15 protein-coding genes are annotated in these 22626 nt (G+C 67.2%); 10 read left to right on the top strand and 5 right to left on the bottom strand.

The annotated features are described in order from the left end of the window. Window positions 1-11: 11 nt before the first annotated feature. Window positions 12-1808 (bottom strand): helicase-associated domain-containing protein, encoded by a 1797-nt coding sequence (locus ACLQ2T_RS21485; RefSeq protein WP_425768143.1) that lies wholly within the window; start codon window positions 1806-1808, stop codon window positions 12-14. Window positions 1809-2269: 461 nt separating this feature from the next. Between ACLQ2T_RS21485 and ACLQ2T_RS21490 the strand changes: the two genes are divergently transcribed. Both ACLQ2T_RS21490 and ACLQ2T_RS21495 read left to right on the top strand, forming a co-directional pair. After that, entirely contained in the window at window positions 2270-4411 is a 2142-nt protein-coding gene (locus ACLQ2T_RS21490) for an N-6 DNA methylase (protein WP_425768144.1), read from the top strand. Then, a complete protein-coding gene (locus ACLQ2T_RS21495; RefSeq protein ID WP_425768145.1) occupies window positions 4408-4608 on the top strand; it encodes a hypothetical protein in 201 nt (66 codons plus the stop codon). The genes ACLQ2T_RS21490 and ACLQ2T_RS21495 overlap by 4 nt, the downstream gene beginning before the upstream one ends. Window positions 4609-4788: 180 nt before the next feature. Here the strand turns inward: ACLQ2T_RS21495 and ACLQ2T_RS21500 are convergent, their stop codons facing one another. After that, on the bottom strand, window positions 4789-6177 hold the full coding sequence (locus ACLQ2T_RS21500; protein ID WP_425768146.1) for a hypothetical protein: 1389 nt from the start codon (window positions 6175-6177) through the stop codon (window positions 4789-4791). Between the two features lie 299 nt (window positions 6178-6476). Here ACLQ2T_RS21500 and ACLQ2T_RS21505 point away from each other — a divergent pair, with 299 nt between their 5' ends. The 7 genes from ACLQ2T_RS21505 (at window position 6477) to ACLQ2T_RS21535 (ending at window position 18061) form a co-directional block, all read left to right on the top strand. Next, window positions 6477-7694 carry a hypothetical protein gene (locus tag ACLQ2T_RS21505; RefSeq protein ID WP_425768147.1) on the top strand — a complete coding sequence of 406 codons (1218 nt, stop codon included), beginning with the start codon at window positions 6477-6479 and terminating at the stop codon, window positions 7692-7694. Window positions 7695-7792: 98 nt separating this feature from the next. Beyond that, on the top strand, window positions 7793-8230 hold the full coding sequence (locus ACLQ2T_RS21510) for a hypothetical protein (protein ID WP_425768148.1): 438 nt from the start codon (window positions 7793-7795) through the stop codon (window positions 8228-8230). Then, window positions 8227-8880 (top strand): hypothetical protein, encoded by a 654-nt coding sequence (locus tag ACLQ2T_RS21515; RefSeq protein WP_425768149.1) that lies wholly within the window; start codon window positions 8227-8229, stop codon window positions 8878-8880. Before ACLQ2T_RS21510 ends, ACLQ2T_RS21515 begins: the two co-directional genes overlap by 4 nt. Further along, window positions 8877-11966 (top strand): hypothetical protein, encoded by a 3090-nt coding sequence (locus ACLQ2T_RS21520; protein ID WP_425768150.1) that lies wholly within the window; start codon window positions 8877-8879, stop codon window positions 11964-11966. The genes ACLQ2T_RS21515 and ACLQ2T_RS21520 overlap by 4 nt, the downstream gene beginning before the upstream one ends. After that, window positions 11963-13246 (top strand): DUF2399 domain-containing protein, encoded by a 1284-nt coding sequence (locus tag ACLQ2T_RS21525; RefSeq protein ID WP_425768151.1) that lies wholly within the window; start codon window positions 11963-11965, stop codon window positions 13244-13246. Before ACLQ2T_RS21520 ends, ACLQ2T_RS21525 begins: the two co-directional genes overlap by 4 nt. Before the next feature lie 285 nt (window positions 13247-13531). Next, window positions 13532-14428, top strand: coding sequence for an S-4TM family putative pore-forming effector (locus tag ACLQ2T_RS21530; RefSeq protein ID WP_425768152.1), 897 nt, complete (start codon window positions 13532-13534; stop codon window positions 14426-14428). Window positions 14429-14542: 114 nt separating this feature from the next. Further along, entirely contained in the window at window positions 14543-18061 is a 3519-nt protein-coding gene (locus ACLQ2T_RS21535) for a tetratricopeptide repeat protein (RefSeq protein WP_425768153.1), read from the top strand. Here the strand turns inward: ACLQ2T_RS21535 and ACLQ2T_RS21540 are convergent. Continuing rightward, window positions 18027-18632, bottom strand: a complete 606-nt coding sequence (locus ACLQ2T_RS21540; protein WP_425768154.1) for a DNA-binding response regulator — start codon at window positions 18630-18632, stop codon at window positions 18027-18029. The genes ACLQ2T_RS21535 and ACLQ2T_RS21540 overlap by 35 nt on opposite strands. Before the next feature lie 156 nt (window positions 18633-18788). Between ACLQ2T_RS21540 and ACLQ2T_RS21545 the strand changes: the two genes are divergently transcribed. After that, window positions 18789-19073 (top strand): hypothetical protein, encoded by a 285-nt coding sequence (locus tag ACLQ2T_RS21545; protein WP_425768155.1) that lies wholly within the window; start codon window positions 18789-18791, stop codon window positions 19071-19073. A gap of 422 nt (window positions 19074-19495) precedes the next feature. Here ACLQ2T_RS21545 and ACLQ2T_RS21550 read toward each other — a convergent pair whose 3' ends face one another. Next, a complete protein-coding gene (locus tag ACLQ2T_RS21550) occupies window positions 19496-19843 on the bottom strand; it encodes a hypothetical protein (RefSeq protein ID WP_425768156.1) in 348 nt (115 codons plus the stop codon). Between the two features lie 725 nt (window positions 19844-20568). After that, window positions 20569-22476 (bottom strand): BTAD domain-containing putative transcriptional regulator, encoded by a 1908-nt coding sequence (locus ACLQ2T_RS21555; RefSeq protein WP_425768157.1) that lies wholly within the window; start codon window positions 22474-22476, stop codon window positions 20569-20571. Between the last annotated feature and the right edge of the window lie 150 nt (window positions 22477-22626).

Raw genomic sequence — 22626 nt, forward strand, 5'->3', positions numbered from 1 at the left:
TCTCCAGCCCGTCAGGCGCGGTGGCGGCGGGCCTTCTCGATGACGTCGCGGCCGTCGGCGTTTTGCTGGCGTGGCGCGTAGCCGGCTTTGCGCAGGGCGGCCATCGTGTCAGCCGTGGTGGCTTGGCTGGCCAGCACGGTCGGGGCGAGCAGACGCAGGTTGAGCTTGTCCAGCCGCTTGTCGGCGCAGATCTGCGCCAGCAGCGCGGTGTCGTCGCTGACCAGGGTGCTTGCCAAGGGCGCTACTCGTACCGACCCGTGTTGGCGGGCGACGTCGGCGAGCAGGTAGACCAGTGGTTGCGGCAGTCCGCCTTCGGCGATCTTCGTCAGGGCCTTCGTCAGGCGCTGCTGGGTCCAGCCCGCGTCGTACGCGCCGCGTACCGTCGCGGGGCTGAAGCGCCAGGTGGTGGCTATGCCGCGGGACTCGACGACGGCGGTCGAACCGAGGAGTTCAGCTAGCTCTGGGCTCGGTGTTCCCGCCACGACCGCGGTCAGGTCGGCCTGTAGCCGGGCGGTACGGGCGACTTCACCCAGGTCGCCGACTGCCTCGGCGATGTCCGTGTCGGCCAGCAGCGCCTGCCCGGCAGGGCTGACAGCGCCCGCGCCGAGGATCCCCAGGGTTGAGGCCTCGTCCAGCAGGCCGCGCACGGTCGTGGTGCCGTCGAAGGTCAGCGGCTGCTGCCACCACATCCACTGGGCGGCCTGCTCGAGGTTCGTCGTCGCCCGGTCGCCCAACGCGCGCAGTGCGGCGATCCGGGCTTGCGGAGACCAGCTTTGGCGGTGCTCCGGAACCCACGGCCCAGTCTGCGACGACGGCAGATAGTCCAGCTCGTGCCACGCCTTCAGCATCACCGCGAGCCGCCGGTCCAGACCGAGCTTGAGCCAGCGGTCGTACGCGGCCGTCGGGACCACGCGATCGTCGAGGTCGGCCAGCCTGGCCCCCTGGGCGACCGCTAGCAGCAGCCGCACGGTCGGAACCGTCACTCCCAGCGTCTTCGCCGTCCGGGTCAGCTCGCGCACGCCCACGCCGCCGGCCTTGACCGTGACCAGCGGCTCACGTCCAGCCCCGTCCAGCAGCGCCGACAGCAGCCCGACCACGGCGATGCCCTGGGCCTGGGCGTCGCGGCGCACTGCCGGGGGATTCGGCGTATGCCAGGCGACCGGTGGTTCCTGCGGCTGGAACGGAGCCCGGTAGTCCGCTCCTCGAACGGCGAGCGCGACCTGACCCGCCAGCTGATAGTCCTCCCAGGTCACGCGGTAGACCAGCCCGTGCTCCTCGGCCCAGTCCAGCGGATGCACCTGCCGGTAGCGGTTCGTGTACCGACTCCGGTGTGCGATGCCGCTTCCGCCATGGCGACGGATCCGTCCACCGTCGCGGTCAGCCTCCTCCAACACCGTCCGCGTCGCGGCCGGCATCCGCTTGACGAGAGCGTGCACGTTGTCCGGGTCGAGGAAGAACTCCGCCACTGCCTCCAGCAGGTCCGCTTTGCGGCCCTTCGTGGGCAGCCCGAGGTTGTTCGCCACCACCTTCAGATCATCGACGTTCAACACGGCGGCGAGCTGACCAGCGGCCGGGCCGACACCCAGCGGACGGGCGAAGACCTCCCGCAGTACGCCGTTTACCGTGAGCCGGCCCCGCAGCCGCGCGACAAGCCCTGCATCGGCGGCACGCTGCAGGTACGGCGTCGCGTCGGCGCCGACCAACGCCGACACCTCCGTCTCGGTGACCAGGCCACCCAGCGCCAGAGCCGCCTCCAACACCTGAAGGGTCGGCAGGTCAAGGCCAGCAAGCTGATCATACGGATTCACGGCGGCGCTCCCAGACACACGGCGACGCCCTGAATCCAACCCCACGAAACCGTCTCCGCGTGACGCGACTCGCCAGCCGCCAACCTGAGCCCGGCGACCTGGCTCGCCGCCGGTGGTTCCAAGCCGAGGCCGTACCTCCGACAGCCGGATGTCGAGCGGCCGGGAACGGTCTCCAGCCGCTCCGCATGGGCGGGGCCGGCCGGCCCCACTGCGACGATTCGGGCTGAATGCGGCGAAGCGTCACCTACCGTTTCGGCAACCCGCCCCTTGGCGGGTTAACACCTAGGGAGTTAACGAAGTTTTTTGGTGCTCGTTCTCTGCGGTAAATGCCGTACGAAGCCCCTGGTCGTGGCTTTCTGTCAACCAGGAGGCAGGTGAGCATTGGCGGGTGCTCACGGTTGCCGGTATCCCCGGTGTCCTCTACCTTCGATCAAGTCCACTAGCGACGGCCGGGGAGAGAGATGCAGCAAGTCACACGTTCGGAGATTGCCAGGCTGGCCGGGGTCAGCCGCGCCGCGGTGACCTCATGGGCCAAGCGCCGCGACTTCCCACGTCCCGTCGGGGAGAACCGCTTTGCGCTTCCCGAGGTGCTGGAGTGGCTCGAGTCCCGCCAGGTACACGGCTCGATTCGCGCGGCCGACGACGGGACCGAGTGCAGCTACGCCGACCGGATCCGGCGGAGCCTCGCCGCGGCGACGCCCAGCCACATGCCTGGCATGAACCTGCCCGGCGATCCCATGACCGTCGAGATCGACAACCTCATTCTGCGCCTCACGTTGATCTTTCTGCGCGAGCGGGACCCGCAGGGTTGGGCCGGGCTGAACGATCTGATCACACCGAATGCAGGGGCCGAAGGGGCGCGATGGCTCATCGACCGCATCGCGACAACCGCCGGGAAGGCGGCGCGGCGTCACAGCGTCTCGCCCGAGGTCTTCGCCGCATTGCGGCGGCTGACCCCGGAAAGCGTCCCTGAGGTCCGGGGACTCATGTCCGGCAGCTCGGAACTCGGCGCTTCGAACGTGCACACCCTCGTCGACGCGTACGAAGCCGCCCTGCCCCCGGGCGGCTTCCTCACCCCGCGCACGGTTGCGACCCTCCTTGCCAAGGCGGTGATCGACGATTCTGCCGAGTCCGTTTACGACCCGTACTTGCGAGCTGGCGAGTTGCTCATCGCTGCGGCCGACGTGGCGGCACGGCCGGGGAGCCTACGGCTACACGGGCTCGGCCCCGATGCCGCTGCTCTAAGCCTCTCTGGACTCACCCTGCTGGCTCTAGGCGAACCAGCCGACCTGCGTCCGGCGGCACAAGCTCGGCGCGCAACGGTCACGCACGTCCTTGCCAATCCGCCGTTCGGGAGCGATTCGTGGCTCGACCGGCGCCTCAACACCGACTGGCAGCCATTCCCACCACCGCCAGCCCGATCCGCCTTTCGCTGGCTCCTGCATTGCATCGAGCAGTTGAGCGACGATGGCCGGGCTGCAATCATCATGCCACGGATAGCCGCCGTCTCGACCAATGCCCGCGAGCGGGAAATCCGCCGCCGGCTGGTCAACGATTCCATGGTGGAAGCGGTCATTGCCCTTCCACCCGGCCTGTACGCTGGCACGTCCATTGCAACCAGCGTCTGGATCGTCCGGCGGGCACCCGGGTCGGAACAGCCGATCCTGTTCGTCGACGCGGTAAACCTCGGTGTGTCAAACGGTGGTCGCACGCTGCTCGATGAGGGAGGCCAGGCCGACATCCTGAGAGCATGGCGGTCGTTCCTTGCCGACCGTGCGGCCGGTCGGCCACACCCGGGCATCGAGGGTCTGAGTGCCGCCGTCACCAAGGCCGTCATCCGGCCGGAGTCCTACTCGCTCAACCCGGCGGAGTACCTACCAGGCCCGATAGGGCTCCGTGCCCCCGACGCCGAAGCCGCCCGCGCCGGCCTGGGCGCGACTTACTCGCGGGCCTTCCACTGCCGCAGGGCGGCCGAGGATGCAGCGGTCGTTGCCTCCCAGCCGCTCGGCGCGCAGATCGTCCGTCTTGGCGACGTCTGCGACGTCAAAGCGGGCTATTCATACTCGCGGCTGCGAGCTGAAGAGCGATCCGACGAGCAGGGAGTCCCCATCGTCCTGCCGCGGCACCTGCGCGACGGGAGAATCGTGGCGGACAAACCGCCGCGAGCCCCGCGAGCGACCGCTAAGGCATTGAAGGACTACTGGCTACGCACCGACGATGTGCTCTGCGTGCGGACCGGGGCACTTACGGCACCCGCCATCGTGCGACCGACCGAGTCGGATTGGCTCCTGAGCACAAACCTGCTGCGTCTGCGAGTCTCAGACCCCGACGTCCTCAACCCCTACTACCTGTACGCATATCTGCGCTCCGCAGCGGGCACGGATGGGATGAAGGCGTTCGTACGGGCTACCGTCACTGCATACGTGACCGCAGCGGACGTCGCGGCGATGGAGATCCCGTTGCCGCCACAGGCTCGGCAGCAGTCGCTGGTCGCAGCGCTACGCGCACTTGACGAGGAGGTCGTGGCGGCGCGCGACCTGGCCGCCCGGGTCGCCGAGACCCGCGATGTGGCAGTCCGCCGGCTGTTCGGCGGTGCCCGATGACGAGACGCAACCTCTCCCGCGAACACCGGTCTGTCGCGGCCGCCGTAGTGATTTCCGGCGGTGTCGGGGTCGTCGCAGCCGTGCTGTTCCACCACAGCGGAGCTGACCCTTCCACGGCGGTGATCGCGGGCGGCGCAGCCTTCGGCGCGACCATGACACTCGTCCTGGAAGTCCTCAAATACCTTCGCGGCCTATGAGCTCGGCGACCGCCGAGATCGGTCCCCTGCGAATCCGTACACATCCCAGGAGTTGTGCACGGCGAAGGCGGTCCTTATGTCGGTAACGCCCTGCTTCTCCGCCGGCCGGGTTCGCCTCGCGTACGGCGGGGCGGCGCTGGTGCACGCTGTCCAGCCGTCGCCTGCGCGATTTGCGTTACATCAGGCAACGGCATCCAGGGCCGCAGTCAGGCCGGGGTAGGTGTAGAAGCTTCCCGGCTCTTCGTGGGCCTGGACTGCGGTGACGAAGTCGCGGAAGAGGCGGTTGCGTTCCGGGCCGAGGTGGGCGGTGAGCTGGTAGAGGCGGATGGCGAGTTCCGGCATCGGGTTCGCGGTGCGGCATTCGTGATTCTCTGCCCATTCCGTTAGTCCAGCCTGCAGCGTTTCGAGGGTGAGGAACGTGGCGTGCTGTACGAACAGCTGGCCGGTCTGCCCACCCATGACCCAGCTACCGGCATCGTGCATGAACTGGATGGTCATCGGTACGAAGTACTGATTAGGGTAGATGGCGATGACCTGCATTTTGTGATGCATGGGAAGCTCCGCGACAGACGCCTCGACCTTCGGCATCTGCTCGCGAACGTAGGGGCTGCGCACGATCGCGAGACTGTATGCGTAATCGGTCGATAGCGGGCCTGCTGAACTGAACGGTGCAGGCGGTACCGCCAGGCTCTCCAGCCGGCCAGCGAGCGCCGGGTTGACCGCTTCCCAGAAGTAGTCGGTGTCGCAGAGCCGGATGAGGGCACGGCGTTGGATCAGACCGTCGCTGCGCTGGAACCGTTCGCTCAACCCGGCGAAGGTTTGTCGGACGAGGTCGCGGTCGCGACTGGCGAAGGCCTCCAGTGCGATTGCCATCCGGTCGGCGTGCTCGTGCGGCGGCATCCTGCCGGCTGGGTCTGTCTCGAGCAGCGCCGCCTTCGCAGCGACCTGCACGTTGCTGCGCCGGCCGGCGGCCCGGACTCGGTCGAAGTAGGTTACCTGAATGTGCGGCAGAGCTGGCTGGAAGTGCGGGTCGCAGATGTGGTCGCAGAACTCCTTCAACGCCTTGCTGCCCTGGGTGGGCGGATTGACCAGAAGGATCGTCATGGCGACGGCGAGATGCCCGCGAGCCACTTCCGGCAACGGCGTGTACGCACCGCCGTGCGCGCGCAACGACGGGTGGACGCACAGGTTCCGGTCTTGCTGGATTCGCTCGAGTTCACGGCAGTCGACCGAGTCGATTAGCTCGAACTCGACGGCCTTGGCCAGCAGGTCACGTTCGATGGTCTGCATCGCCCGGACGCCATCGGACGTGAGGCCCTTCTCCTGTGCATCGGTGATCTTCTTGTGGAAGTCGGCGACGAGGGTGTCGCCTTCGTCAGCGAGACGCGCGACTTTGGTGATGATGTCCGCAGTGACGGCTGCCCAGGTGGCAGCGATGCTGGCCCTGAGCGCACCGGCGTTGTAGCAGCGCAGGGCTTCCTCGGCCAAGGGGCGGACTTCCGGGCTCCATACCTGATGCATGAGGGTGTCGAGGTCGGCCACCTGTTCCTCCAGCAGTTCGCTCTGCACGCCCCACGTCGACCAGCCCACAAGCCCGCCCCTTGGGCCTCCAGACCGACTGAAACGACTCACCATATCCCGAGCGACGCGGGTAGCGCCGGTCCGGCTGTGTCGCCCCGATCGGCCGTGCAGTCGCGCGGGAAGGCTCAGTGCATCACCGTCGAGCCGTCCGTCGCTAATCGTCACCGGGCGACTGGAGGGCGAGGTCGTCCGATGATCTTGCCGTCGAAGGCCGGGGGAGCATCCGGTAGCTCTGGCGTAGGTAGGTTCTCCTGCTTGCTGGCATGCCGCGATATTGTCGACCTCCTATGAGCGATGCAGCGGCCTTGACGTTCGATGACTACGCTGCCGAATCGGCTGTTCTCGGGATCTACCGGCAGGTCTTCGCGGTGTTGGCGCGGAACGCCAACGCGATGGTGGACGACGCGGACTCGGTCGGGGTCGACGAGTCGATCTTGCAGGCGTTCGCTGACGCGGGGCCAGCCGGGATGACGATCGAACAGGCCGTGCTTGCATGTCCGGCGCTGCCGGCGGATGTGGTCCGGCGCCGGTTCGAGGTGCTGCGGTCGTACCGTGCGGTGACCCGCGTCAACGAGCGGCCGCACGAGATGTTCTACCAGGCGACGTTCGCGCCGTACGTGATGTTGCTCTTTCTGCGCCGGTTGTCGCAGACCGGGGGCCAGGCGGAGCTGCACCGGATGTTGTCGATGGCCCGGCTGGCGCTGGACGACGATGACACGACACCGGAGGTGGTGCGCGAGCAGTTGCTGGAGATGACGACGGTTTTCCGGCTGCTGGCGAATCCGATCATGCAGTTGGCGAAGTCGGCGACGGTCGAGTCCTTGCGGACGCAGGCGCAGCCGCTGCTGGGTAACAGCGACCTGGTCGACAAGGCGCGGGTGTATCACAACGCGGCCGCGGACCGGCATCCGCAGTTGTTGCCGGAGTGCACGCAGCTCCGGATGGCGCTGGCGGCCTATCGCGACGCGTTGAACACCGCGGCCGGGCGGCTGCTGGCGCACGCTGGTAAGACGCGTGCACTGGGGTTGCTGCCGACCGAGCGGTGGCGCACGTTCGCGCGGGACAGCAGTACCGAGGGGCTGGCGCAGGCGCTGGACGGTTTGCTGTTCGACGCGCCGGATCCGTTCTTCACCGCCGACGATCTGCTGGACGCGGTGGAGGAAGGGCTGCAGTCCGACAGTGGTCGGGTGCCGCCGCCGCGACCGCGTGTCGACGAGGAGCCTCCGCCGACGGAGGTCGACGTCGACCCAGAGGCGACGCTGTTGGCTCAGCGCGCGGAGGAGTTGCTTGCCGGGCGGGATGTGGTCACGGTGGCGCAGCTTCTCGCCGACGCGGGTGACTGGCCGACCAGCCGGCGAGTGTTGTCGGAGGTGACCGCGATCCATCTACGCCCGGAGCTGCCCTACACGGTGACCTGGGGCGATGGGTGGCGTGTCGATGTGACGTCCACGCGGACGTGGGTCTCCGACGGCTGGTTCCGCCGGGACCAGCAGGAGGCGGCGTGAACGAGCGGGATGCGGCCCTGTGGTGGGCGCGGATCCGGTCCGGCGGTCCGCAGCAGGTCTCCGCTGGTGGACCGACACCGGCCGGGTTGCGTCGTCTGGTGGAGGCTGACGCCAAGGCGGTGTGGCTGATCCCGAACCTGCCTGACGGCGCGGGACCGGCTGTTCTGATCGAGTACGGGGTGTCGGGCTCCTCGATGATGGACAGCAAGGGAACCCTGCGAGTGCTGGCCGCGACTTTGCGGTGCTGCTGGCCCGATCCCGCAACGGATCCGTGGCCCGGGCTGCCGGCTTCCACCGGTCATGTCGGTCAGGTGTTGCAACGGCTGGTGCCGGCCCGCAACAGGGTGAGTCGTCAGCAACTGCTGTCCGCAGGACTCCGGCGCCTTGCGGTATCCGGTTGGGTCTTGCTGGAGGGAGCGGACACAGTACGGATCGGTCCTCGGATCGCATCCTTTGGCTCGCTGGAGCTGAGCACTCTTCGGGAGCTGTGGCGGTTGATCCCCGACACCGCTGAGGACAGGTCGGAGGGGTCGTGAACCGCCCGAATTCGATCTTCGAAGAGGTGCTCGGGACGTTGCCCGATCGGCAGCGGGAGTTGGTCGAAGCCGCGTACGCGCTGCTGGAGCATGGCAGTGGCCCGGTGCACCGGCAGTTCCTGCCCGCGCTGAGCGATGCGACGAGCCGTGAGCGGCTGGAAGAGCTACTTCGCCGAACCGGCCGGACACTGGTGACGGTCGACCAGTTGCATTTCACGTCCGGGTTCGACGACGCCGTACGGACTGAGCTCACCGAGACCGGGTGGCAGCCGCTGTCGCTCGCCGACCGGGCCGTTCTGGTCCTGGTGCTGGTCTACTCGGTGGCGATCCCGCGCAGCGAGGAGCAGATCGCCGCGGACTCCTGGGAGAGCCCGCACCCAACCACGTTGCAAGACGTCACCCGTGACAGCAAGGTGCCGGTCGGCGAGGTCAGAGCGGCCCTGGGCCGGATGACCGCGTGTGGGCTGCTCCGAACGGTTCGCGGCGGCGACCACGACAGCGGATACGTCCCGGGCCCGCAGTTGTCGCGGCTGACGCCGGCCGCCCGCGAGCAGTTGCAGGACCAGTTGATTCTCGCTGCGGCACCAGACCATCCGCTGGCCGCAGCGATCCGGGAACGCCGGCACAACCGCGTGGGAGGGCAGCGTTGACGTCTGTAGCCGTGCCGTCGGACGGAGTCGTCGAGGACATCGTCGGAGCGCGTGTCCTCGCTGGCATCCAGATGGTCAACATCTCGCGGCTGTCGACTCACCCGGTGCCGATCACCGCTCGTGGGCTGATCACCGTGGCAGGACAGGGGCCCTCGGATTCCAACGGTGCCGGCAAGTCGTCGTTCATCGCCGGTCTGAGCCTGCTGCACGCCGACGAGCAATGGCGGTTGCAGTCGGGGGCGCAGGCAGCGGCCGAGTTGCTGTTCACCGCCGAGCTCGCCGGTCAGGAGGCGATGCACGCCAACGCCGACCGCGGCTACCTGATCGGCGTGTTCGTGCCGCCGCAGGCCACCACGGCGGAGGAGCTGGATGCGTCGGCGTTGACGGTGTGGCTGCGGATCAACCGGCAGAGCCCGCACGTGGAGTTGCGGTGGGCCCATCGGCTGCACGTGCCGTTCGGTGACACGGAGGACGAGCGGGCCGGCGGCGCCGATGGCCTGTGGGATGCTCTGCCGCGCAGCAACGGCCGCACCGACATCCGCGCCAACCGGCTCGCCCGTACCCTGTACGGCTCGACGGTCAGGTGTGTGTCCTTCCTGTCTACCTCGGTACGGGCCAGCCCGACCGCGAACCTGCTCGCCCAGCCGCTCAACGAGCTGACCCCGGAGCGGATCTTCGAGGCCATCGGTGCGCTGACCGGCCTGACCGCCGAGATCGAACAGGAACAGAAGTCCCGGGCCGAGGAGTACGAACATGCCGGGCGGGCTGCGCGGGCCGAGGAGGAGTACGAGCTGTGGGACGACCGGATGAAGGTGGTGGAGGACGGCATCGCTTCACGGGAGCGTGCCCGGACGTTGCTGGCCGAGGCGCGTGACAGCTGGCGAAGCCGTTGCGCCCGGTACCTGGTCGACGGCTTCCACGAATCCGAGCGGATCGGCCAAGACGTCGAGGCGAAGGAACGTCGGCGCAAGGAACTGGACGCGCAGATCGAGACAGCCGGTGAGAAGGTCCATCGGCTGTCCGACGACAAGGCGTTCGACGAGAGCTGCCGAACCCGGATCAAGACGTACGAGGATCAGAAGGCCGTTGAGAGCGCGCTGAAGGTCGAGCAGAATCAGAACGTCGGCTCGATCGAAACCCTCGGTGGACAGCTGCGCACCCTTCAAGCCGTCGCGGCCGTCGCTGACGGGCGCACCGTTGAACAGGCCGAGGAGGAGATCGCCGAAGCCGGGAGAATGGTCCAGGCAGCGGAGCGGATCAAAGGCCGTACCGAGCACGCGCTGCGGGTTGCCAAGGCGGCGCTGTCGGCGGCGGAGAAGGGCGAGGATGTCGCGGTTGCCCAGGTCCGGTTGCTACGGGCGAACGACATCACCGCTGCGCCGCTGGTCGACACGATCTCCTTGACCGAACAGCAGCGGCCTGTATGGGAAGCTCGGCTGCTGCCCTATCGGCACGCGGTCGCCGTCGCTCACCACCAAGCTCAGGAAGCCGTCCAACTACTGGCCGCGTTACCTGGAAGCTTGCTGGTCGAAGCAGACCCGGCCGACCACCTGCTCGGGCCAGGCCTGCCGGCCGCCGCGGAACCCGACCTGCCGGTGGGGCGATTCCTCGCGGCGTTGGCAGAGCGCGCCGGTGCTGACGGTCATATCGATCCTGTGGCTGGTGTGCACGGGATCGCCGGTCTCCCGGAGGCCCTGACCGGTCGTGCTGGCCGAATCCGAGCCGCTCAGGCTCAACTGGAGAAAGCCGCCGGCGAGGACGACGAGGCTGACGAGGGCATCCGTGAGGCCGAACGGACCAAGAGCCGCGCTGACGCGCACCTGCGTGGCGCGAAAGCCGAGGCCGAGGCTGGTGCGGTTCAAGGCAAGGTGACGAAGCTCCGTAATCGCAACTCCGCCATCGAAGTGGAGCTGAGCAAACTCGACGGACCGTTGCGGCAGGCGAAGATCGGCTACGAAGCCGCTCTCGGTGAGAAAGCCGCCCGGGCCCAGCAGATCGACACGGCGAGCCGCACTCTGGCCACCCTGAAGAAGGAACTCGAAGAGAACCGCAGACAGTGGAGTGCACTGCTCCAGCACCGTACAGATCTCGATCTTCCCCGCCTGAACGCGCAGTGGACCGGAACGGTGGATACCGCCGAGCAGCATCTGCTCACGCTCGACGAGAGTGAGGCGATGCGGCCGCCGGCGGAGTGGGACGAGGTGTGCGCGCGGCTGGCCAACGAGGTGCGCGCCGCGTGCTTTCCGCCCGGTGACCCGGAGCAGAACCGGCCGGAGGAACTGCGCGTCGTCGACGAGCAACGCGCCGACCGGCGCACCGGAGGTGCATATGTGCGGCTGATCCCCGATGTGTTGCGGATCGTTGGGAACTTCCTGACCGATCATGAGCGTGTCGACCGGGAGAACGCCTCCCAGATCCAGCGGGAGCGGCAGGCGAAGACGATCACCCTGACTGGAGCGAAGGCCGCGCTCGGCGAGGCTCGGCGAACGTCGGAGGCGTTGCGGTCGACCACCGCCAAAGCGATCAAGGCGAAGCTGCGGCAGGTGTCCGACGAGTTCGACCGGCTCGACCAGACCTACGGCGGCTACGGCGGCAACCTCGACTTCCCGGAACCGGAAGCCCCCGCCGACCCGGAGAAGCCGTGGCAGTGGACGATCACCCCACGGTGGCGGCGCGGCGAGGGCAAGCCGCCGTCGTCGTACCGGCTGCGCGGCAACACCGCCCAGATGGACGACAAAGCAGTGAAGCTCGTCTGCGCGGCGGCACTCGCCGGCGCCCAAGACCGGCCGCTGCTGCTGGTCCTCGACGAACTCGGCCGCAACCTCGGCGCGGCACACCGCCGCGACGCCGTCGCCCTGTTCGAAGACATCGGCCGCGACCGGGCGATCAGCGTCGTCGGCGCCCTGCAGGACGACATGGAGAGGTACGCGATCGGCGCGTCCAGCCTCTACATCAAGTTGCGCCGCCCGTCCGACGTCATGCCGTACAACCAGGCACCGGTCGTCATCGGCAGCGAAGCCGACACCGCCCGGGTGCAACTGCTCTCCGACTGGATGACCTCGTTCCGGCCGGAGCCGCAGACATGACCGACACCGACGGCACCACCGACGGGGAACTGGATCCCGAGATCACCCTGAGCTGGATCCGCGACTATCCGGGCCTGGTCGCCTACGCACCACTGCCTCCCAGCGGCCGCTACCCCCGCGACAGCCGAGGCCGACCGAGACCGCGCTCTGCACGGCTCCGCACGGCAAATCCGAGCGAGGCCCCCCGCCGACCGGAGGGCCTGCTCAGCGACAGCGACTGGAGCTGGGTCATCCGCAGCGAGCACGGCTGGGCCGGTGTCAGCAGCAGGTTCGGTACCGACGCGCTGCGCATCATGCTGGAGCTCACCGAATTTGGCTGCGTGACTATCGGCTACACCCTCAACGGCAACGCCCTGGCCCAGCCGCCACGCCGGGTGTACCCGCACCCCGACCTCACGGCAGCCGAACAGGAACGTCGAAGCCGCCGTCGGGACGACACCAGCACCCTTCGCACCAGGGCGGAGCAGATCGCGTCGGCGCTCGCCGACGACTGGCCGGATGTCAGCCGGGCACTCCGTGATACCGATCATCCCGACCGGTTGCTGTGGGCAGTGCGCGCGGCCACCGACCTGGCCGAGGGCCGCAGCCACGATTCGCTTCGCGCCTTTGTGCAGAGTCACGCCAAGGACACGAAAGCCCGCGACGGCGTGAACCATCTGCTCGCCTCGATGGGCTTCGACCACGAGACACTCATCGCACTCGGCGTGGCCCGCAACCCGTACATCGGGCTCGGCGGCCCGATCCTGCTGCACACGACCGACGGCTCCATCCTCGACCTGTCGGCGATGCCCGGGCCGCACGACATCCGGCTGAGTCCCCACATGCTGCCGCGACTGACCGTCACCGGACCGGGCGATGTCCTGCTGGTCGTGGAGAACCGGCAGGCGGCCGAAACGGTCTGTGACACCCGGGCCGACCTGCCGGTCATCTGGTGCCACGGGCAGCCGCCCGACGCCGTCGTGTCGATGATCGTCCAGGCGACGCAGCAGACCTCCGCGGTCGTCATTTGCGCGGACGCCGACCTCGGTGGCGTCCGCATCACCGCCCGCATGCACGACAATCTGCCGCCGGATTCCACCATCCACGTCGTGGACGTCGGCACCGTGCCGCACGACGAAGGCCGGCCCTTCAACACCCACAGCCGCAGCCATCTACAGCAGCTTGCACAGCGCCCAGATCAGGTTGGCGCCTTCGCGCAACGCTGCCTGCATCGGGGCTACGCGATCGAGCAGGAAGCCTCTGCGAGGGCGGCCCTTCAGGCTGCGTTGAAAGCAACCTAGATGCGTAAATTTTCCGACAAGGAATGCTTCTGCGTCGGCCGCGGCGTGGAGATGGCTCTACCGGAGTAGAGCTCCGGGACGTCGAAGCGCCTCCCGACGGTCGCTGTCTGAGACAGGGACTCTGGAGCGTGGGCACCTGGCCAGGCTGCACGACGTGGCCTAGAGTCGGGGAGCTGCCGGGAACGTTGGAGCCGCAGCGGCCCGTGCCCAAGTGCCGGCTCGCACTATGCCGAGGCCTGCCTCGTCACTAGGTTCTAGTCATCGGCCCGGCTGCTGGAGGTCTTGATGGCGGATCTGGCGACCCGACAGAACAGCGCCCGGATCCTCGACTTGCAGCGCGCCATCGCCGTCACGCATGAGCGTTCACAACGGGTCTACACTGGCGCGCTGGTTTTCTCCATGGCTGTTGCCGCACTCGGCATCGTCGCCAAGATCGCACCAATGACCGCGTCCGCCGTCAGTTTGACGGGTGCCTTGTGGACTGGCGTGTACGCGATCGTCTTGAATCCATGGGCGGAGCGCTACCAGCGCTTGAGTGCAGTCCTGCAGGACATGATGGACTGCACGCTGTTCAACCTCCCTGCCAACCCTGTCCTCGTCGGGCCAGCTGTCCCCGAGGACCAGTTGAGTGAGCTGAAGAGCCGCTTCCACGGCGAGGAGAGCTGGCTCAGGGACTACTACGTCGTCGCCGAGGTCCCCGTGCCCTATGGTGCTCTGTTTTGTTTCGAGCAGAATCTCGCCTGGGGTTCCAAGGTGCGTCAACGCTACGCCCATTTGCTGGCTGGCCTGGCTGTCCTGTGGGTACTGACCGGAGTGATCATAGGCTTGCTCACCGGTATGAGCGTGTCGGCACTCATCGGCGGTTGGTTCGTGCCGTCGTTGGGTCTACTGATGCTGTGTCTCGACACCTACCGCGTCCAGCTGTCGAGCAATCGCGAGCGGACCCGGGTCCGGGAGATGGTGTACGGACTGAGCGCCCAGTCGTCCACGACTCGGCTGATGCCGGGACCGGAGTGGGATGCCCTCGCCCGCCAGCTCCAGGACGTGCTCTTCATCCTGCGCCGACAGCAAGCTCGCACGCCGGTGTGGTTCTTCCGGCGGTACCACGATCGCGACCAGCGCGACTTTGAGTATCGGAAGCAGGCGCTCGAGGAGCGCTTCAACAGGCAGCCCGGGACCTGAGTTCCTGTCTGTTTTCCGACAGGGCTCCCGTCGCGCCGTGACGACCAGTATCGGCTCGGTGGCAGATGTGTGACACTCGCGGCACGCCGCTGTCAAAGAGATGGGGGACCTGCAGTGCCGCAACAAGACCCCCTTGCCGAGGCACTGGGTAAGGTGCCGGCGGATGCGGTTCGGGCAGCGTTCGGCGATCGCAATCTAACGATCAGACCGGACTCGAGCGGCTGGCAGGCACATGGTTTCACTGGCGCCAAGCTCGTCGCTGTCGTGGTCGAACACGCGCACGCTGACCACAAGGTGCCACAACGATGCATCGCCAAGGTCAGCCCACCGGGCGCCGCTGCGCCCGAGAACGCCCAGCACGATGCCGCGAACCAGCACGGCGTCGTCTCGAGTTTCCCGCGGAACCACATGGTCGGCATCGCATTCGACCCGGTGAGATGCCCGACCGATGAACTCGTCAGTTTCCAGCACCTTGCCGGGGACGACCTCGACAGCATGACGGTCCTATCGAGGATCCGGGATCACCAACTCGGTGACGTATGCCATCAGGTACGCCGGGGCTTGCTTGAGGAGTGGACGGGTCCGGCCTTTCAGATGCCCGAGATGACGGTTCCCGAGTTGCTTCGGAGCGAGCTCGGGGACTTAACGAGCGGCTGGGCCGTTCCCGCCGACGTTCGGTGGTTCATGACCGACGACGACGGGGCGCTCCCCAATCCGCTGGCCCTGCTGAACGATCCTGCACTCTCGATGGCGCGGCCGGAGCCCCGCATCACCGGCCATGTGCACGGCGATCTACACCAGGACAACATTTTGGTGCCGGCGAACATCGGACGCAACCCGAGCGCCGGTCGGTATCGATTGATCGACGTTGCCACGTTTCAATCCAGCGCGCCGCTGACCCGGGATCTGGCCACGCTGCTCGTCTCCCTGCTCGCGCATCGGGTCACGAATCTCGATCAGGTGGCATTCAACGGCCTTCTGCAGTTCGTGCTCGCCCCGGGTAAGCAACCGACCGATGCGCCGACCGACCTTGCCGCCGTGATCCGGGCTCTCTGTGATCCAGGCGAGGCGCCTTTCGCGGCCACATGGCGGGGGCCCTGGAACAAGCAGATGCAGGTGTCCCTCCTCGCCCAGGCCGTTTGGCACAGCACGTACGAATCGGTGGGCCCAGTCGGGCGCTGGTGGTGCCTGCGGCTCGCGGGTCTGCTCGCACGCGGTCTTCTGTCCTATCGACGGCCCGACGTTCAGCCGATGCGCCTCATTCCGGAGATGTTCGCCGTCGCCGGGGGATCGCATGCCCTGCTCATTCGGCCGGTCATCGGTCACGAGGGAACGAGGAAGCAGCTCCGTGAGGCACTGGAGTCCCCTGGTCCGGCCGTGACACTGCTACTCGGCCCGGCCGGTGTCGGCAAGTCCATCATCGCCCGAGCGGTGGCGGCTGAGTTGCGGCTTCGTGGCGTACGGGTGGTCGAACACCACGCCGCTGCCGTTCGTCGACCAGATGCCATGACCTTGGTGGAAAGCCTAGAGTACGGGACTACGGACGACCGGCTGCGGCCCGGCGAGACGGTGCACATCCGTCTGAACGCCGCTCTGGATGCACTCGACCGACCGGTCGTGATCATGATTGATCAGGCCGAAGTATTGCTCGATCAGGAGACCGGTGCTGTCGTCGACACCGAGTTCGACCAAGCACTCGATACCATCGCAACCACACCGGGCAGGGCTGCGAAGGTGCTTCTCGTGTCAAGCGCCCGCCCGTCATCGACACTAGGCTGTACGTGGCCGGGCGCAGCCAAACAGATCGCGGTGGAGGGTTTACATCAGCCGCACTTCGGCCGCCTTCTCCGTGTGCTCAATGAACCGGTGGGGACAGGCCTGACCGAGCTGACCAAATCCCAGGCCGACACGCTGCGCGAACGGCTCGGCGGCAACCCCTCGTACGCCTGGCTCGCCCAGGTCATCGTCCAATCGGTCGGCAGCGAGTATGGTGCCGGTGCACTGGTCGACGAGGTTACTGCCCGACCGCCGGAAGAGGTGCCCCGCTTCCTCGCGGACGCCTTCAAGAATCAGCTGCATGAACACTCACGGCGGCTGCTGGCGGCTCTGGCTGCCTTCGGGACGCCGGTGGCGCCCGAGGCGATTGCCGCCCTGGTCCAGCATTGGCTCCCCGCTCAACACGCAACCTCGTTATTGCAGAAGCTGGCCGATCAACGACTGGTCACGGTGGTTGACGGCCTCTACAGCCTGCCACCCTCAGACCCGTACCAGATGCGCGGCAAGCCTCCGCTAGAAGGGGAGGACTGGCGGCGAATGTTGTGGAGCGCCGCACGTGAGCTCGGATGCCGACTGAAGGCTGACGATGACGTCAATGGCGTCGATGACCTGCATGGGCACTTCGCCCTCATCGACGTGTTACGGCGCGCCAAACGGTACGAGGCTGCGCTCTCCAAGATGGAGCAGCTCGACGTCTTGCTCCGAAGATGGGACAGCGAGGCACTCCTTCTCGGGCGCCGCGAGCACATTCGGAACCTGCTCACCGACCCGAGACCGAAGATGTTGAACCTCAACAGTCTAGGCGACCTCTATCGATCACGGGGCCGTCTCGACGACGCGATCGAAGCGTTTCAGGACGCCTTGAACATTGCGGAATCCAAAGGTGTTCCCTCCGACCGTCTGTCCATTCAGATCAATATGGCTGCGACGCACTGGGATCTGGGCGAGGCGGAGAAGGCCGCAGAACTGTTCGGGCTTGCGCTTTCCGAGGCGAACCTGCGGGAGACGCCGGACGATCAACTCGCTGCGAGCGAAGGGCTTGCCGACTGCTACCGCCGCTGGGGTAACTACCGCGAGGCGGTACCGCTGGCGCAACGGGCGCTGAAACTGGCCCGCGAAATCGGCTCGGACGGCGCCGTCGCCATCGCGCTCAAGCTCGCCCGATGGTCGGCCGAGCTTGGCGAGTTCGCCAACGCTGAGCGGTGCATCGCGGAGGCCCGGGACGAAGCAGAGAACCAGCCGGACAGCACGCTGCGCACCGCGTGCGACGACGCGAAGGCAGACCTCCTTCTCGATCGCGGCCGGCCCGACGAGGCGCTGATCCTGGCGGACGACGTGCTCGCCCGGGCCCGTCGCCAACGTAGCCTGCTTTTGCAAGTTCAGGCGCACACCGTCCGGTGCATGGCGTACCTGCGGATCGAGCCCGTCGACCTAGCCGCCGCGCAGGCTGCGATCGATGCCGCCAACCGCATACGACGCAAGCATCGGTCGCTGATCGTTCCCGCTCTCCGAGCCCTGACAATCGCGCTCGACGGCCGGGTCGAGGAGGCCCATCGGTGCTTCGAGGACCTGCAGAATGAGGCCGAGCGCCGCAGCCGGGACCCCCAAGACATCAGCGCGTTGCAGATGCGGGGGCTCGCGCTTTGTTGGCGTGCGCTCAACAGTGATACGGCGTTGCGTGCCTCCGTCAACGCCATCCGTGCTGCCCGAGACTGCACCGACCCGCCGGCCAGGGGAACGGAAGAGCTCCTGAACTTCTTGGTTCGGCAACTCGAGACGTGCGGCCGCCAACCGGGCCGGCTCGGCCCGGTGCTGAGTGCAATCAGCGGAGCCAACCCCGGGCCTGGGCACGGATGATCGCCTGCATGCGGCCCTCGACTCCCATCTGCTCGTACAACGCCTGCAGCAACCTGTACATCGCCCGCTCGGAATAGCCGACTTCGACCGCCAACCGCGCCACCGTGGTTCCGTTGGCCAGGCGCAGAAGCCATATCCGCTGTTCCTCCGATGGCATCGCTTCGCCAGGTTCGCCGGTCGCTTCGCCGGCCGCGAGTACGGTCGCGGTGTTCGACGGCAGCACCGCCTGTCCGTCAAGAGTCGCCTCGACCGTGCGGCACAGCGCTGCGGCGGTGACCTGCCGGGGCAGCACCGACCGCGCTCCCGCCCGGAGCGCACGTGCCGCGGTCACTGCGTCGACTTCATCGAATAGGGCGACGACAGCCGTCTGCGTCCGCTCGTGAAGCCGTCCTAGCAGCTGCCAGTCCTGGTCGGTGCCGAGTGTCAGCAGAACCACCCCGGTTGACGCCCGACCTGCCCACGCCACCACATCCTCAGGGTCATCCGCGTCGTAGCCAGCGGCGGACAAAACTGCCACCACCCCCTGGCGGAACATCGGCAAGGGGTCGAAGACGCCGACAGGGACGGCCACGGCCGACAGACCTCCCCAGCGCGACAGAACCTCAGCTTAGACACCGCAGAGCTGCAGGTTTCCGCATGTCTATGGCAGAAACATGCCGGCACGCCGTCATGGACCCGCGATCCGCGTGCTCCCTAGCGTCGGTCTCCCGAGGCTAGGGAGATACAGGTGGTCCGTGACGAAGACATCGGCCGACGGCTGTTTCGGCCGCTCCACCTCTACAGCACCTACGGCGGACCGGACGAGGTCCCCTGGGCCAAGGTCAAGGCAATCATCGAGATGGTCGATCGAAGTCCGGCCGCGTGGACGCCCCGGCTCATCTACGAGGAGATCCGAGAGGCTGGGCGCCACGACATCCCTGAGGAGTTGGTGAACATGGTGATGAACGACCTCGCTGGGGTAACGGTGGACGAGGCCGTCGGTGACTCCATGAGCCCGGTGGACCTCCGGTAGTGCAGCTCGGCGCCTACTTTCGACAGCTGATGATAGATCCGGGATAGCTACTCTTGGTAATAAGGGGCTGTCGGTTCAAGTTGGGCTGTCTCCACGATCGAGGTATCCGCAGGCCAAGGACTGGCGGATACCCTCGATCGCTTTGCTCAGATGCTGGTCAGTGGCGTCGAAAACGTTGCTCGATCTGGGTGGGCTGGCCCCCTCGATCCCGTGGAACCAGGCCGATCGCCAGATGTTGGGCTCGGTGACGGCAGCGCTCGCAGTGCCGCTGATGCCGAGGGACCATGACGGACATCGTCCTCTCACTCCGCCTCCGTCCGGTGTCAAGGCCGGCTCACCCCTTTTAGGCGGAGCCGACTTCCGGATGCGTGTGGATTCGCGTAGACGTCGGCCGAGCTCTTTCGGTACGGGTAGGGTGAGTATCAGCCGATCGGGATGGCACCGATAAGGCGCAACCCGTGTTGGGTATCGGTTCGTGTCGATCCTCGGACACAAACCATAACCCCACGGTGTGCGCTGAGATCGACTTCAGCGCGCACCGTTTGCGTTTCCGGCTGGTAGGCGAGCCGGAGGCCGAGTTGCCGGTACACCTCAGCCTTGTCGGCGGGGTCCGCGTCGCGGAGCACGGTGGTGATGTCGCCGAGCGCGGTTATCAGGGCCGTGATTTCTGCTCGGCTCATTCGCTGCGGAGTGGTGCCCGCGATCGTGCGGAGGTCTGCTTCCGCGCGGGCGCGTTCTGTCTGGGTCTGCGCGATCCAACCGGTGACCACCGCCGGGTCGGCGCCAGCGTCGAGGGCGATGCGCTGGCATCACTAAACCCGGGTTCCGGTGAAGCCAGCGTCCGACGCGCTGTGGAACACAGGCCAAATCTTCGCCGAGAACTATGTGTCAGCCCTCATCAGCCCGGCCGTTGCGGTCAGGGGCATCTACGGCGGCTGGTGGAACACATATGGCAGCAAAGCCGTCCTCGCCGAGATGGCCGTCGCTGCCGTGCCGCATCTTCGACATGCTCCCTGCGGCTGCGGCTGCGGCTGCGGCTGCGGATCGGCCTCGGAACGCGGAGGGTTGGTGAGACAGGTCCAGACCGACCGTGCCCTTGGGTCGGTCCGAAGCGGGGCCGACCCAGCGGGCCCGGTGGCGCTGTCTGTATCGGGTCGGGGTGAGTGACCGGTGGAGGACGGAACACGTGCCGCCACCGCAGAGCTTCCGCGCTGAGTAGAGCCGGGCGGTCTTCCTGCCGGCATGCAGCGCGGTTGATCTCCGGAGCGGTCAACCGCCCCGGTTCTGTGGAGTCTCACAGAATCCGGGACGGTTCAAACCGTACGATCTTCGGTTGTCCTCACAAACCATCGATGATCAACGCGGTGGTCGTCTCTGCCCGCGCGACGCCCAACGCCGAGTGACGTTGGTCGAGTATCACTACTAATCGTGATCGGGTCGGTAGGTACCGCCCGAGCGGCGCGTCAGCGCCGATCCACAACGGTTCCCGGGGTGGTCACGCGGCGGAGCCGTCTGCTGGATGTTGGCCATCTGCCGCCGATCGACACGAGACTGCTGGGCTGCGACCGAAGCTCGCGTGTCCGATCGTCTCGATGCTCACCGCTGTAGTGGATTCTGCGCGGTCGTTGAGCTCGATCGCGAGATCACGTAGCAGTGGATGCAACTGGTAGCGCTTGCGATCGCAGGCGGTGATGAGGTTGACGTCGGCCAACGCCTCGAGCCCCTGCTCCAGCGCGGCGAGGGGCATGCGGGCTGTTGCGGCGCAGCTCCGAGCGCTTATCCGGGGGCCGCTCTGCCGGCCGAGGAGCCGGAACAGGCGTTGGTGCGCGTCGCTCAAACGGTCGTAGGAGGCGAGCAGGGTGTCGGAGACGGTCTGCTCGTGAGGCCCGAGCAGGCGCAGCCGCTGACTTGGGTGCTGCAGTTGCCTGACCAGGTCAGCAACGGTCCACATAGGTCGATGGCGCAGGCGGGAGCCCGCTGCTCGAACGGCGAGGGGTAGGTGTCCGCAGAGCCGGACGGCCTCCTTGCTCGCTGCGAGTTCCTCCGTGACCCGGTTCTGGCCGCAGGTGGTCCTGAACAGCTGCAGGGCGCAGTCCGGCCCGAGCGGATGAAGGCTCACCGGGTGCGAGTCCGGCAGGGCTATCAGTTGTCTCCGGCTGGTGACGAGCACCAGAGAACCCGGCGTTCCCGGCAGCAGGGCCGGCACGAGGGTCGTGTCCGCGACATTGTCGAGGAGCATCAGCACGCGACGTCCCGCCAACGCAGCCCGAAGCCGCGCGGCCTCCGCGTCGAATTCAAAGGGCCTGAGCGCCGGTGGCAGTCCTGCCTGACGCAGCAGTGCGTCCACCACTGCCTCGGGACTGAGCGGATGCTGCCGAGCGCTGAAGCCTCGCAGGTCGACGAAGTACTGCCCATCGGGGTACCGCTCGGCCAGTCGATGAGCCAGGTGGACGGCGAATGCGGTCTTACCCACTCCGCCCATGCCATCGATGACCACGACTGTGGGGCGGTTGGCTTCGGCAGCCCACTCGACCACCTCGATCGCCTGAGCGATCGAATCCTGCCGTCCGACGAAGTCGGACAGTCGCGGTGGCAGGTAAGAGGTGCAGGTGGATGGCGTGGCGGCGGGGGCCGCGGGCTCGTAGGCCTTCCGGGTTGGCGGATGACCGGTGCCTCGCAGCACGGCCGTGTGGATCCGGCGTAACTCGACACCTGGGTCGAGACCGAGATCCTCGGCTAGGCGGTGGCGGCCTTCATCGAAGATTGCCAAGGCCTCCGCTTGTCGGCCACTACGGTAGAGCGCAAGCATCATGGAGCCCCGCAAGGACTCCCGGAGTGGGTAGCGAGCGACGTATTCCTTGAGCTCGCTGACCAGGCTGGAGCCCTCGCCGGCGGCGAGCCGTAGCTCGGCCAGCCTCTCCACCAGGCCTATTCGCTGCTCATCGAAGCGGGCCGCCACGCTGTCGAGCAGGGGCGTCCTCGAACCGTCCAGGGTGTTGCCTCGCCACTGGCCGACCGCGGCGGCCAGCAGGTGGATGGCCTCCTGGGTGCGACCCTCGGCTACCGCCCGGTCGGCCTCGGCGATCCGCTGGCGGACCAGGTCAGCGTCCAGGACCGCCTCGTCGAGTCGGATGCGGTAGCCCCCGGCCTCGGTGTGAAGGGCTGTCGATGGGAAGCCGGCCTCCACCAATCGCCGACGAAGCGCGGCGACCCCGTTGTAGACCTGCCGCCGAGCCGTTCTGGGTGGGTCGCCCCACAGCTCGTCCACCATCCGTTCGACCGGAACGCTGAGATTGGCGTTGACGAGCAGAATTGCCAGCAATTTCCGTTGTCGGTCACCGCCGAGATCGACTAGACCCGAGGCGCCGCGCACCTCCAGCGGGCCAAGAATGGAAAACTCCATGGAACATCCCCCCGTGCCTGTTGCGCATTCGCGCCGTTGATCGTCTCCAAGTTATACGGATACGGTGCACTCAGAGTCAGCGACAGTCTTCTGACAGAGTCCACGGCTCGCTGAGCGGCGGTCCGGTGCTGGACCCTACCCGCTTATGCG

Origin of the sequence: Micromonospora sp. DT229 (assembly GCF_049844505.1) — a bacterium.
In the GTDB taxonomy this organism is placed as follows: Bacteria; Actinomycetota; Actinomycetes; order Mycobacteriales; family Micromonosporaceae; genus Micromonospora.

Bases quoted from the DNA above. Each gene is read 5' to 3' on its own strand.
- ACLQ2T_RS21490 (WP_425768144.1), top strand. From the start codon at position 2,270: ATGCAGCAAGTCACACGTTCGGAGATTGCCAGGCTGGCCGGGGTCAGC.
- ACLQ2T_RS21495 (WP_425768145.1), top strand. From the start codon at position 4,408: ATGACGAGACGCAACCTCTCCCGCGAACACCGGTCTGTCGCGGCCGCC.
- ACLQ2T_RS21505 (WP_425768147.1), top strand. From the start codon at position 6,477: ATGAGCGATGCAGCGGCCTTGACGTTCGATGACTACGCTGCCGAATCG.
- ACLQ2T_RS21525 (WP_425768151.1), top strand. From the start codon at position 11,963: ATGACCGACACCGACGGCACCACCGACGGGGAACTGGATCCCGAGATC.
- ACLQ2T_RS21530 (WP_425768152.1), top strand. From the start codon at position 13,532: ATGGCGGATCTGGCGACCCGACAGAACAGCGCCCGGATCCTCGACTTG.
- ACLQ2T_RS21555 (WP_425768157.1), bottom strand. From the start codon at position 22,476: ATGGAGTTTTCCATTCTTGGCCCGCTGGAGGTGCGCGGCGCCTCGGGT.